This is a genomic window from Spirosoma oryzae, assembly GCF_003002825.1.
GTDB classification, from domain to species: domain Bacteria; phylum Bacteroidota; class Bacteroidia; order Cytophagales; family Spirosomataceae; genus Spirosoma; species Spirosoma oryzae.
Window position 1 is genome coordinate 248,187 of sequence record NZ_PVTE01000005.1, and the last position, 12,488, is coordinate 260,674.

Here is a 12,488-nt window from a genome sequence, read left to right on the forward strand (position 1 = left end):
GACAATGTGCTTGCCGGGTTAGTAACAAGGCGTGGATATGAAAAAGCCGCTACCCGAGTGGGGGAGCGGCTTCTTGTTTGCCTGACGAAGTAAAAAAGTGAACGGTGGGTATTATTCAGGTTGTAAACACATACGGGTGGTGCATGATCTATGTCGGAACTACCTCAGTATGGTAAGTGGATGGTAACACAAGAGCGTCGGGCAGGCAGTGCCACGCACAACTGCTGTATCAGTCAGGCAACGACAGTCCGGTTATCGGCTACTTTTAGTTGCTGCATGATCGCGTAGCGGTCAGACTCGACCAGCATACCCAGTTCCGCTAGCAGCAATGCCTGCGCCGGAATACTGAGCGTCTGAAATCCGTTCGCTGCCCGGACGACAACCCGGTAAACGCCGTCGGTTCGTAATTGGTGAGCCTGGTAATGGCTAACGCCCGGAACTGCCAGGTCGACTAATTTCTGAAAGAGTTCGCCGAGCGAGGCCGGTTCGATCGTGGTTTCGTTTGCTGTAGCTGACATGATGAAATGCATGGTGATTGCCTCTTTTGTGTTTGTAAATCAAAATTGGTAGTCTATTAAGTGAAAATGCTGATCTTTCGATGAATGGTAGAAAATGGGGGATAAGCTATCAGAAACGGGCTAAAATCGTCCTTTGACTACCGTTTTTTAATGATTTATTTGTCATTCAATCTATTGATAATCAAGTTCTAGTCTGTTCTTTAGTATATGCGTGCTTATTTGCTGGGCTTACTGATCGGCTATCCCCTCTTCACCACGGCTCAATCTGCCACTCCGCCCTGCGATTGCCCATCGGTATTGCAGCAGGTCAGCCGTAAAGTAGCCGACAATTACGCCGGCTGGACCGATAAGGTGACGGCCAAAACAAAGCCTGCGCACACCCGACTGCTGGATAGTCTGCAACAGCAGGCCACCAAAGCAACAACCGATGCCGACTGCTTTCAACTACTGAAAGCGTATAAGGCGTTCTTCCGGGATGGGCACTTTCAGGTAGAGCTGCGCAATACCGGCTCAGCGGCAACACCAACCCCAGCGCCCGTGGTTGGCGTTCGGACTATCCCGCTGTCGGAAGCGCAGGCTCAACAATTGCTGCTGGACAAAGCGAAAAAACACCACCCTGTCGAGGGAATCTGGGAGACGCCCGAGCGGAGCTACAAACTGGCGATCATCCCCGATCCGCAATCGGCGGATTCGCTGGTTGGGGTCGTACTCGCATCGACGAATCCCCGGTGGACGCCGGGCCTGGTCAAGCTGAAACTGGCTACCCGCAATCCGGCTGCCGGTCAGGTGTTGTACCGCAACGGAGCGTTTGAAGAGGAGTCGCTCCGGCTGGCGCAGACGGGTAATCTGTTTCGGATCGGCGGGTACGGGTACTGGCTACGGCGCTTTCCTCAGGCGGTAACGGAGGCCGAGCAGCAAACCGTTGCGCGCCAGGCGATCCCGATCGAGTTTCGCCAGCTTAGTCCGCAGGTAGCGTATCTGCGGGTGACCAGTTTCAATACGCCCAAAGCACAGGTGGATAGTATGGTCCGGGTACATCAGTCGGCGCTGCGCCAGACGCCCACGCTGATTATCGACATTCGCGACAACGGGGGCGGTAGTAACTCGTCGTTCGCATCGCTGCTGCCACTGATGAATACCAACAACTTTCAGGATACGCACACTTACATGCGAACATCGCCCGACAACATTGCCGCTGAAGAAGCGATGATCGCCCGCGCCCGCGCCGGTCATTGGGATACCGATAGCGTGCTCAACGTTTGGGCCACCGACGTCGCGCAGGCGAAAGCGCATCCCAACCAGTTGTACCGTACCGAAGGCTCACTCCTGAAGATGGACTCGGTATTGACCAATCCGGTTCGGGTCGCCGTGCTCATGAATGCAAACTGCTACAGTAGCGCGGAGTATTTCGCCTTCTACGCCAAACAGAGCCGTAAAGCCACACTATTCGGCCAGCATACGGGGGGCGTCATGGATTATGGCAACGTCCGGAATCAGGTGCTGGACTGTCCCCACTTTGTGCTACGCCTGCCCACCACCCGTTCGGGCTGGGTCGATACGGCTCCGATCGATAATCGGGGCTTTCAGCCCGACGTCGTTATTCCGGCTACCGAACCCGACTGGGTCGATTATGTCGTTCGCTATTATCAGTTGCCGACTGAGCAGCCCCGGCGATGAGTAGCTGTACGGTAGTGGACTGCTGCCCGTACGGAAGCGGACAAGCATAAGTTGGCATAGATGGTTAATATGCTGACAGTGAGTATGGTAGTTTAGCTGGCACGAGAGTTGGCTTTTAGTGGTCAATCGAATCAATCACTAAAACAAACAAGTACCAATGACTTCGCTATTGACTACCGCCTTCGTAAAATCAGTTATCGCCCTCCACCTGCTGGCCAGTCCCACCACTGTACTATCAACTGACAAACCAGCCACACCGGAATCGTTTGAGGCTAGCGCGTACGTAAACAAGGAACGGAAAATCCGACTGTCGATCGATAAGTCGGCCGCCGAAGCTATGACCGTCAACCTGCGTCCGGTTGGAAAGGCGGCAACTGTGTTTACTGAACATGTTGGACGCAGGGCGACGAAGGCGAGACTGTTGCTTAACGTGGATCAACTGCCGGACGGCCTTTACGAACTGGAGTTGCGGACGGCAAGTGGCCAGTTGACCCGGCGTATCGATCTGAAAACGCCCGTAGAAACAGTGTTGCCACAGCGGCTACTGACGATTCGCTAGGCCAGCCTATAGTCAGCCTGACCGGCAATTAGTACAGGAATGGGTTGTTGCCGGGGCCTTCGTTCGGAAGACAGCATAATCGTCTGTTTTATTTAAAAAAAAAGACACATGGGTAACATATGATTTGTGGCGTGAATGATGCATTTTTGAGAAGGTATCCCACTCCTCTCTATTGATCGATATGCGCGTTACATTCACTCCCTGTTGCCCCCATTGTCGGTGCGATGATGGCTTCTACCGAGTCAGACAGCCCATCTGGAGTAAAGTAGTACTGTTCCCATTCCGACGCCGAGCGTACTACTGTCACCATTGCGACCATTCGTTTCTGTTGCTAGGCAACCGCCAACGCCGGCTTACGACGAGCTGACAAAAACGAAGCCTATCAGAACTCCGCAGTTGTGGGTAACCCCCATGACTGCGGAGTTTGCTGTTCAAGGAGCAGAATAGCCAACTGACTGCCATAAACGGTGTCTAAAACCGTTCAGGGCGGCAACTACGCCGACTAATCACGCGGGTTCGATATGAATCAGCACGTCATAAACCGATGGCTTGGCCGTCAGAATGGCCGCTTTGACCGCGTGGGCAATGTCGTGCCCCTGCCTGACGGTCAGGTCGCCGGGTACTTTTACATGCAGGTCGACAAAGTATTCGAAACCTGTCTTGCGAACCCGGTACTTATCGATACCCTGCACCTGCGGAACGCTCAGGGCGATCGTGGTCAGTTCGGCCTTCCAGTCACCCGCCGGGGCTTCGTCCATGATTTCGCCGAAGGAGGGACGGAAGATGCGGTACGCGTTGAAAATGATAAAGCCTGAGGCCAGTAAAGCCGCCCAGTCGTCGGCGCTTTCGTAACCGGGGCCACCAATCAGGGCAATGCTGATACCGACGAAAGCGGTCAGCGAGGTGATGGCGTCGCTGCGGTGGTGCCAGGCATCCGCTTTCACGGCCTGACTTTCGGTTTCCTGTCCCACCTGCTCGATCCGGCGGAAAAGCACTTCTTTGACGATAACGACCCCCGCCAGTACCGCCAGTGTGAATGGGGCCGGTACTTCGTGCGGAACCCGGATATTACGGATGCTCTCGACGGCAATGAATATGGCCGCGCCCACCAGCGCAACTGATACAACGATAGCCGCCAGCGGTTCGGCCTTACCATGCCCGTACGGGTGGTCTTCGTCGGGCTGGCGGGCGGCTACCCGCAGACCCAGCCAGACAAACGTAGACGTGACGACGTCTGTGCCCGATTCGATCGCGTCGGCAATCAGCGCGTAGGAGTTGCCCAGCCAGCCGGCAATGCCTTTCACCAGCAGCAGCACGATACTGACCGCGATGCCGATCAGGGTGGTTTTCTGGCCACGTTCCGCCTGACGTGGGGTTAACTGTTCCATAAAAGTGATAGTGTTATAATGAACGTGTCATGAAGGTGTATGGGGTATCGCTGTAATCAACCATTAGCCGGCGAGTTTGGCCCGCTCGGCGCTGATAAAATAAGCTCCCTGCCGAACAATGGCAGTGGGGTCGATACCCCCAGGCAGCTTTATTTCCGTCTGATGGTTCTGGCTGATACCGGTCCGGACCGGAACGAGCTGAAACTGATACGTACTGGTCGGACTGCCACTTCGCCGGACGTAGACAAAGGTTTGATTGCCTTCCCGCACTAGTGCATCGTCGGGTAGGGCCATAACTCGCCGGGGAGCCGATAGAATTGTGGCGCGAACGTACGAGCCGGCAAACAGCCGTCCGTAGTTCTTGGGGGCCAGATTTGCGTGTACCAGTACCGTTTTCGTCTGCGTATCAAATGCCTGCCCCACCCGGTATACGCTGGCCTTCATCGGACCGGTCTGCTGCTGAGGAATGGTAAACTGAACCGCTTGACCTTCCCGAATCTTGCGGATGTCGTTCTCGAACACGCGCAGCTCCAGGTACAGGTGTTCTTTGCCAACGATTTCGACCAGCGCATCGGTCGTGCCGACAAACTGACCCAAATGCAGGTCTACCTTGTCAACATACCCACTGATCGGTGCCAGTAGCGGAATTGTCCGGACGATAGTGCCTTTGCGAAGGGTGGGTAGCGGAATGTGCAACTGCGACAGCTGGGCTTCCAGCGAGCTGAGCAGGGCCTGCGTAGTCTGGTAATCGGCCGTCGATTGCTGAAAATTACGCCCGACCCCGATAGCGGCCTGGCTTAATTCGGTCTGCCGGTCCAGCTCCTGCCGCTCAAACCGGCTACGGGCTATCGCCTGCAAGTATTCCTGCTGTAGCTTGATGTAGTCGGGGTGTTCCAGTTGAGCCAGCACCTGGCCTTTCCGGACGAAATCACCTTCCACCAGCCGGGTTGAGCGGACGAAGCCGCCCATGGGCGCGTGAACACTGGCCCACTGGTCGGGTGGCGCTTCGAGTTTACCAGTGGCCTGAATGCTTTCGCCCAGCGTCAGCGTATCGGGAGCGCCCAGTTGAATGCCTGTTTCCCGAAACTGATTGGGGCTGATGGCAATGGTTTGCGGGCCTTGGCGAGTTGTATCCTTGGGGGAAGCGGCCGTTGCCTGTTCGGTGGTTTCCGTCGAACCCGAGCAGGCGAACAGGCTCAGCAGCAGGCCGACGCACAAAAGTCGGAGTGGCTGCGGATTGATTCTAGAACGCATAATCTTATCCGTGAAAAGACTAATGAATAAAGGTTGATACGGCTTGGTCAGTAGCCGATGGATGACTATCCGGTGCCCGGCGCGTGGCTATCAGACTATACAGGACCGGTAAAACAACCAGTGTCAGGAGCGTGGCCGATACCAGTCCGCCGATGACGACCGTTGCCAGCGGTTTCTGTACCTCAGCACCGGCCGAACTCGACAGCGCCATCGGTAAAAAGCCCAGCGAGGCTACGGCCGCCGTCATGACCACCGGACGAAACCGAACGGCTGTCCCCTGCTTGACCCGCTCGATGACGTTTGTTACGCCCTCGGCTTCGAGTTGATTGAAATAGCTGATCAGAACGATTCCGTTGAGTACCGCAATGCCGAAGAGGGCGATAAACCCAACCCCGGCGGAGATACTGAACGGCATACCGCGCCCGACCAGTGCCAGCACACCACCGATGGCTGACAGCGGAATCGCCGTGAAGATCAGCAGCGCCTGATTGACCGAGTTGAAGGTTAGAAAGAGCAACAGGCCGATCATCACCAACGCCAGCGGCACGGCAATACCCAGTCGCCCCTTGGCTTTAACCAGGTTTTCGAACTGCCCGCCGAATGTGTAGCTGTAACCCGCCGGTAGCGGGACGTCTTTGTCGAGTACGGCTTTCATTTCACCCACCAGACTTTCCACGTCCCGGCCCCGTACGTTGATGCCGATGGTGATGCGTCGCCGGGCGTTATCCCGCGAAATCTGCATGGGCGCGTTCTCGTAGCGGATCGTCGCCAGTTCGGCCAGCGGTACCTGCTGCCCGTCGGGCAGATCGACGTAGAGCTGACGGATGTTATCGATGTCCTGCCGGTAGGTGCTGTCGAGCCGGACGACCAGATCGAATCGTTTTTCGCCCTCGAAGACGGCCCCGGCGGTTTCACCCGCAAAGGCAGCTTTCAGAATCCGGTTGAGGTTGGCCACCGACACGCCGTACTGCGCCAGCCGCTGCCGGTTATACGATACCAGCATCTGCGGCAAACCACTGATCTGCTCGACTTTCAGATCGCCGACGCCCGGTATGGTCCTGATCCGGGCAGCGGCCTGATTGGCTTTCGCAAACAGCGTAGCCAGGTCTTCACCGTAAATCTTCACGGCAATGTCCGACTTGACTCCCGTCATCAGCTCGTTGAAACGCAGCTGAATCGGTTGTGTAAATTCGGTTGTGATACCGGGCAACACGCTCAGCGACCGTTCCATCTGCTGAATCAGCGCTTCCTTCGTGTGAGCCGACGTCCATTCGCTCGGTTCCTTCAGCAGTACCATTACGTCGGCTGCTTCGATGGGCATCGGATCGGTGGGGATTTCGGCGGTACCAATTTTAGAAATGACGTCTTTTACTTCCGGGAAACCGTTCTTCAGAATCGTCTCGATCCGGCCGGTGGTCTCGATGGTCTGCCGCAGCGATGAGCCCGGTTTGAGCGACAGGCTAATGGCAATGTCACCTTCGTCCAGGTTGGGAATGAACTCACCGCCCATCGTACCAAACAGGCCTACGGCTCCGGCCAGTAGCAGTACCGATGCCGCGATGATTGCCTTCGGCCAGCGCAACGCCCGGTTCAGCAGGGGTGCGTAGCCTCGGTACAGAAAGGTCATGATCCGGTCGGCGAGGGTGCCTTCTTCCTGAATATCTTTTCGGAGCAGCGTGGCCGATACCATGGGTACGTAGGTCAGGCAGAGAATCATGGCACCGATGATGGCGAAACTGACCGTCAGCGCCATTGGTCGGAACATCTTGCCTTCGATACCCGTCAGCGACAGAATCGGAACGTATACGATCAGAATAATCAACTGCCCGAACAGCGCCGACCGCATCAGTCGGCTGGCGGAATGCTGCGCAATAGCATCCATCGACTGGTGTCTGCTGGCCTGATCGTGTACGATGCTGAAGATCATGCTCTCGACGATGATAACGGCCCCGTCGACCAGTAAGCCGAAGTCGATGGCACCCAGGCTCATCAGGTTAGCCGATACGCCAAAGACATGCATCATACCGAGCGCAAATAGCATACAGAGCGGAATCACGGAGGCTACGACGAGTCCGGCCCGCCAGTTACCCAGCAGGAGCAGTAGTATGCTCATCACAATCAGCCCCCCTTCGATCAGGTTCTGGGCAACGGTATGGATGGCCTTGTCGATGAGTGTTTTACGGTCCAGAAACGGCTCGATGACCAGACCCGGCGGTAAGCTCTTCTGAATCTCGCCGATGCGCGCTTTCACCCCTTCGATTGTCTTTTCCGACGACGCGCTTTTGAGCATCAGCACAATCCCGCCGACCACTTCGCCCCGTCCGTTGCGGGTCATGGCCCCGTAGCGAACAGCATGGCCGAAGCCGACCTGGGCTACGTCGCGTACCAGCACGGGCGTATTGCCAATGGTTTTGACGACTATCTGACCAATCTCATCCGGGGTACGGACCATGCCTTCGCCCCGGATAAAAAAGGCTTCCGGCCCTTTTTCGATGTAGCTGCCGCCCGTATTGGCGTTGTTGGCAGCCAGCGCGTCCATTACTTCGGTCAGGCTGGTATTCATCCCGTGTAGCCGCTCCGGGTCGATCTGTACTTCGTACTCTTTCAGATACCCACCGATGCTGCTGATGTCGACAACACCGGTTACGCCCGACAACTGCCGCTTGACGATCCAGTCCTGAATGGTACGCAGGTCGGTGGCTGAGTAGCGCGTATCGGCTTCATTTTCCGGCCGGATCACGTACTGGTAAATTTCGCCCAGGCCGGTCGTGATGGGGGCCAGCTGTGGTGACCCCGCCGTGAGGCTACCTTCTGCTGCTTTCAACTGTTCGGCCACCAGCTGCCGGGCCTGAAGCGTGGGCGTTGTCTCGTCGAACACTACGGTGATCACCGAGAGACCAAAGCGCGAAATCGATCGGATTTCCGTGACGCCCGGTACGTTGCGAAGCGTCGTTTCGAGCGGAAAGGTGACGAACTGTTCGGTTTCCTGGGCCGCCAGCGAGGGTACCTGCGTAACGACCTGAACCTGATTGTTGGTAATGTCGGGAATGGCGTCGATGGGCAACTGCGTCAGGGCGTAACTTCCCCAGGCAATCAACGCCACTACGCCCAGCCCCACCAGTAGTTTCTGGCGGATGCTGAACTGAATGATTTTTTCTAGCATCAGACTGACTAATTCGTTGAGAAACAGGGACAGACTACCCGATCAGACAGGGTGTCCAACGGGAAGAGAGTCACTATGAACGAAGTCGAATTAGCCTAGCTGGGGCGGCTGGAAGAGGAACGACGTATTCTGGTAGGCATACAGGTTCTGATAGGCAGAATACACCTGGGGCCAATGCATCACGACCGCTGGTTCGCTGACGATCTCCTGCTTGGGAGCCATCGGCAGTGTAAAGACAAAACCAAGCGAGAGGTGATTGTAGAGGGGGATTTTTACGCCATCGTGGGGCAGCTTCGCGTGCGTCGACGATGCGTTGTAGTGCATGTCGAGAAACTGCCAGAAATCGAAATCCTGCCCGGCGCTTTGCTTGTGTAGCTGATAGTGCGAAACCAGACCCGGAATTTTGTACACTTCTTCTACGTCCGTCTGCGGAAACAGACTGCCGACCAGTAGCAGGAGACCCAGAAAAAGTGAGGTAACTGATTTCACCCTGTAAAGATAACACCATCAGCCCAAAATCGACGCGCTGACCAACGCCAATCTAACGAAGCCCTGCGTAGGCTGGCCCTAAGCAAAACGCCTTCCTTGATAGTAAGGAAGGCGTTTTTCATTGCGGCAGTTGCCGGTAATTACGCAGTACCGAATATACCGATCGACCAGTAATCGATAATAGTCTTATTTCTTCATCAACTGCTTGACCAATTGTTTCAGTTCGTCGATTTCGCTCTGTTGCTTGTCAAGACGTTTCTGCTGATCGATACCGTACAAGGTCAACTCCTCGACTTTTTCCAGCAGCAGACTGTTCATCTTCACCAGATCGACGCCCTCTGTTTTGACTTGCTCGGCCGAGGGAACACCCGGCAGATGGCCCTGCTCACGCACGTAGTTGGCAACTGCACTCAATGGTCGTAGTTGGTAGGTAGGGCTGAACACCTTGTCGCTCCACTGGCTCACGTCGCTGATGCGCAGCTGGTAGCGGGCCTTGACCACGTCACCCTGCGCGTTGACCGTCAGAAACTGATCGGTAGTCAGCGCCGATGGACTGTTCGTGGTCAGGCTGGTCAGGCGCAACCCACTCTGATCGGCTTGCGGACTAACTACTTCCAGCCGGGTAGCGGGCGCTGAGGTACCGATCCCGACGTTGACCCCGTTACCCAGAATCAGCGCATTACTAACGGCTACCCGCGAGCCCGCCCCGATCGCCGTAGCATTATGCAGCCCGTCCTCCGCCTGACTGTTGTAGCCCATCAGCACGTTATCACTCCCATCGGTGATGGCCGTCCCCGACATCGGCCCAACGATGATGTTGTTGCTACCGGTCGTTATGTTTCGCCCTGCCTGATAGCCAACCAGCGTGTTGGACGAGGAGGTAAGATTATAACCAGCCTGGTAACCAAGCAACGTGTTTTGATTGCCACTCTGGTTTGTATATCCCGATTTAGATCCTAGAAACACATTGCCTGATGCTACGTTATTTAATCCCGTTGAATCGCCAATGAGTACGTTGTTGTTGCCTAGGACCGTCAACGTGTTTGGTTGACCTGCGCCCGCCTTCACGCCTATAACGACGTTGCTGAAACCATTCGATTTAAACCTACCGGCTTCGCTACCCAAAATAGTATTGAATGAGCCGTCTGGATTGCGACTACCCGCAGCATGCCCTAGATAAGTATTAGAAGAACCGGTATATAGTAGTCCACCACTGCTGTTGCCAACAGTTACGTTCTGTGATCCCGTTCTGTTGTAGTAACCTGCTTGGGAGCCAACAAATATGTTATTGCTACCCTCTGTATTAGACTGACCAGCCAATGCACCCATGAATGTATTTGCCCCCCCAGTTGTAGTTTGATTGCCAGCGTTGTAGCCAACAAAACTATTATTGTTACCAGATGTAATCACGCTTCCTGCTTGTGGGCCAACTAGTGTGTTGTTTGTACCCGGTGTCTGCGAATTAGCCGTATTCGCCACGTAATTAGTCTGTGCCTGAAGTGAAAGAGAAGTGACTAAGATAAGCGCTGCTACGTAAAAAAACTTCATGGATGATTGATTAAATGAAGTACGAAAAATGGACACAATATACAGATGAACTATATACAAACTGGCAATTCTGATAAGCTAGAGGAAACTCTATTTCCCTGCCGAATGCTACCAACAAAACCGCATTACTTATGCCATTCGATGGATACTGAGATGACCTGGATAGGTGGGCGCTGTGCTAACGAAGAAGCTGTCGGCAGCGACACAATACGCTGGGGTCAATAAAAAAGCCGCTCAGTTGATCTGAGCGGCTTCCAAGAGCCTCCTACGGGATTCGAACCTGCGACCTACGCATTACGAATGCGTCGCTCTACCAGCTGAGCTAAGGAGGCTTTTGCTGTTTTGAGGTGCAAATATACAGTCAGTTCCGGCATTCGCGCAACTGGTGTTGCGCTTTTTTTTAATGCAATCGGTTACATGAATAGCATTAGATTCTTTATGTCGCTGTCTTTTAGCCGCATGACACAGCAATCAACTACCCTAAGCCGCCGGGCTTTTCTCGACGTAGCCGCGAAAGGAACACTGGCATCGTCTGCCCTCATCAGTGGATTTCCGACGATCGTTCCGGCGTCGGTATTTGGTAAAAACGCACCCAGCAACCGGATCAATGTCGCGGCCATCGGGACGGGACGCATCTCCCGGGGGCACGACATGCCCGGCGTGTGGCAGTACGACAACGCCCGCATCATGGCCGTCTGTGACCTCGACAGTCAACGGGCTGAGGATGCCAAACGGCTGGTCAACGAGTATTACGCGAAGAAATCAGGAAAGGATTACGACGGGGTACGGGTCTACACCGACTACCGCGACCTGCTGACAAACAAAGACATCGACGCGGTAATCGTCAGCACGCCCGATCACTGGCACGCGCCGATTGTCATTGATGCAGTTCGGGCGAAGAAAGACGTGTACATGCAGAAACCGGCTTCGCTAACCATTGCCGAGGGCCGTATGATGGCCGACGCCGTGAAGCAAACGGGCCGAATCGTGCAGGTGGGCAGTCAGCAGCGATCGTCGCCCCAGTTTCGCTACGCAGCCGAACTGATTCGCAACGGCCGCATCGGACAGCTTAAAACGGTATATGTCGGCCTGCCGGGCGATCCGTCGGGCGATGAGGAACCGCAGATGCCGGTGCCGAAAAACCTGAACTACGATATGTGGCTCGGTACCACGCCCGACGTGTACTATACCGAAAAGCGGGTGCATCCACAAATGGGTTACGACCGGCCGGGCTGGCTGCGTTGCGAACAGTTTGGGGCGGGTATGATTACCGGCTGGGGCGCACACCACATCGACTGCGCCCACTGGGCGATGGACACCGAACATACCGGCCCCGTCGAAATATGGGGCAAGGCTGACTTCCCGAAATCGGGTCTATGGGACGTACACGGTATTTTTCGTACGGAAGCGCTGTATGATAATGGTGTGCACATGGTCGTCAGCAACGAGATTCCGAACGGTATTCGCTTCGAAGGAACGGAGGGCTGGGTTTTCGTGTCGCGGGGCGACGCAGCCGTTACGGCCAGTGACCCGACGGCGAAACAACAGGCGGCTAAAAAGCTCGACGCCAGCGACCCAAAGCTGCTAACCTCGAAGATCGGGCCGAATGAGATTCACCTGCCCGTTAGCAACGAGCACCACGGTAACTGGCTGGAAAGTATCGTCAGCCGGAAAGAGCCGATTGCGCCGGTCGAGGTGGGGCATCGGTCGTGTACGGCCTGTCTGCTGCATCATGCCGCTATGAAACTCAACCGGCGACTGTACTGGGACCCGAAAAAAGAGCAGTTCAAAAACGATGCGGAAGCCAACGCCATGCTGTCGCGTCCGCAGCGCAACGAATACGCGATCAAAGCCGTCGCCAGTTCACGTTAAGTCATTTCATCTCACCGTAT

Annotated in this window: 10 protein-coding genes and 1 tRNA gene; 3 read left to right on the top strand and 8 right to left on the bottom strand. The window is 55.4% G+C overall.

All coding sequences use genetic code 11. The annotated features are described in order from the left end of the window. Positions 1–233 precede the first annotated feature (233 nt). Entirely contained in the window at positions 234–518 is a 285-nt protein-coding gene (locus tag CLV58_RS07550; RefSeq protein WP_146141385.1) for a hypothetical protein, read from the bottom strand. Between the two features lie 207 nt (positions 519–725). Between CLV58_RS07550 and CLV58_RS07555 the strand changes: the two genes are divergently transcribed. Further along, positions 726–2,195 carry a S41 family peptidase gene (locus CLV58_RS07555; RefSeq protein ID WP_106137182.1) on the top strand — a complete coding sequence of 490 codons (1,470 nt, stop codon included), beginning with the start codon at positions 726–728 and terminating at the stop codon, positions 2,193–2,195. Positions 2,196–2,352: 157 nt separating this feature from the next. Next, complete coding sequence (locus CLV58_RS07560; protein WP_106137183.1) at positions 2,353–2,754, top strand: hypothetical protein; 402 nt, start codon at positions 2,353–2,355, stop codon at positions 2,752–2,754. Between the two features lie 169 nt (positions 2,755–2,923). Here the strand turns inward: CLV58_RS07560 and CLV58_RS28300 are convergent, their stop codons facing one another. From CLV58_RS28300 to CLV58_RS07590, 7 genes are all read right to left on the bottom strand, one after another. Further along, positions 2,924–3,064, bottom strand: a complete 141-nt coding sequence (locus CLV58_RS28300; protein ID WP_170108664.1) for a hypothetical protein — start codon at positions 3,062–3,064, stop codon at positions 2,924–2,926. Between the two features lie 196 nt (positions 3,065–3,260). Further along, positions 3,261–4,142: a cation diffusion facilitator family transporter gene (locus tag CLV58_RS07565; protein WP_106137184.1), complete on the bottom strand. Its 882-nt coding sequence runs from the start codon at positions 4,140–4,142 to the stop codon at positions 3,261–3,263. A 63-nt stretch (positions 4,143–4,205) separates the two neighbouring features. Beyond that, positions 4,206–5,396 carry an efflux RND transporter periplasmic adaptor subunit gene (locus CLV58_RS07570; protein WP_106137185.1) on the bottom strand — a complete coding sequence of 397 codons (1,191 nt, stop codon included), beginning with the start codon at positions 5,394–5,396 and terminating at the stop codon, positions 4,206–4,208. 19 nt (positions 5,397–5,415) lie between these two features. Next, on the bottom strand, positions 5,416–8,559 hold the full coding sequence (locus tag CLV58_RS07575) for an efflux RND transporter permease subunit (protein WP_106137186.1): 3,144 nt from the start codon (positions 8,557–8,559) through the stop codon (positions 5,416–5,418). Between the two features lie 90 nt (positions 8,560–8,649). Beyond that, the gene (locus CLV58_RS07580; RefSeq protein ID WP_106137187.1) at positions 8,650–9,048 is read right to left on the bottom strand and encodes a hypothetical protein; all 399 of its coding nucleotides are present in this window, start codon (positions 9,046–9,048) and stop codon (positions 8,650–8,652) included. A 186-nt stretch (positions 9,049–9,234) separates the two neighbouring features. After that, the gene (locus tag CLV58_RS28740; protein WP_245882257.1) at positions 9,235–9,960 is read right to left on the bottom strand and encodes a hypothetical protein; all 726 of its coding nucleotides are present in this window, start codon (positions 9,958–9,960) and stop codon (positions 9,235–9,237) included. A gap of 895 nt (positions 9,961–10,855) precedes the next feature. Next, positions 10,856–10,928 (bottom strand) — tRNA-Thr (locus tag CLV58_RS07590). Between the two features lie 127 nt (positions 10,929–11,055). Here CLV58_RS07590 and CLV58_RS07595 point away from each other — a divergent pair. Then, on the top strand, positions 11,056–12,468 hold the full coding sequence (locus tag CLV58_RS07595; protein WP_106137258.1) for a Gfo/Idh/MocA family protein: 1,413 nt from the start codon (positions 11,056–11,058) through the stop codon (positions 12,466–12,468). The last annotated feature ends 20 nt before the right edge of the window (positions 12,469–12,488 follow it).

Excerpts from the sequence above, each read along its gene's own strand:
- CLV58_RS07570 (WP_106137185.1), bottom strand. The coding sequence starts at position 5,396 with ATGCGTTCTAGAATCAATCCGCAGCCACTCCGACTTTTGTGCGTCGGC.
- CLV58_RS07555 (WP_106137182.1), top strand. The coding sequence starts at position 726 with ATGCGTGCTTATTTGCTGGGCTTACTGATCGGCTATCCCCTCTTCACC.
- CLV58_RS07565 (WP_106137184.1), bottom strand. The coding sequence starts at position 4,142 with ATGGAACAGTTAACCCCACGTCAGGCGGAACGTGGCCAGAAAACCACC.
- CLV58_RS28300 (WP_170108664.1), bottom strand. The coding sequence starts at position 3,064 with ATGGTGACAGTAGTACGCTCGGCGTCGGAATGGGAACAGTACTACTTT.
- CLV58_RS07595 (WP_106137258.1), top strand. The coding sequence starts at position 11,056 with ATGACACAGCAATCAACTACCCTAAGCCGCCGGGCTTTTCTCGACGTA.
- CLV58_RS07575 (WP_106137186.1), bottom strand. The coding sequence starts at position 8,559 with ATGCTAGAAAAAATCATTCAGTTCAGCATCCGCCAGAAACTACTGGTG.
- CLV58_RS07550 (WP_146141385.1), bottom strand. The coding sequence starts at position 518 with ATGTCAGCTACAGCAAACGAAACCACGATCGAACCGGCCTCGCTCGGC.
- CLV58_RS07560 (WP_106137183.1), top strand. The coding sequence starts at position 2,353 with ATGACTTCGCTATTGACTACCGCCTTCGTAAAATCAGTTATCGCCCTC.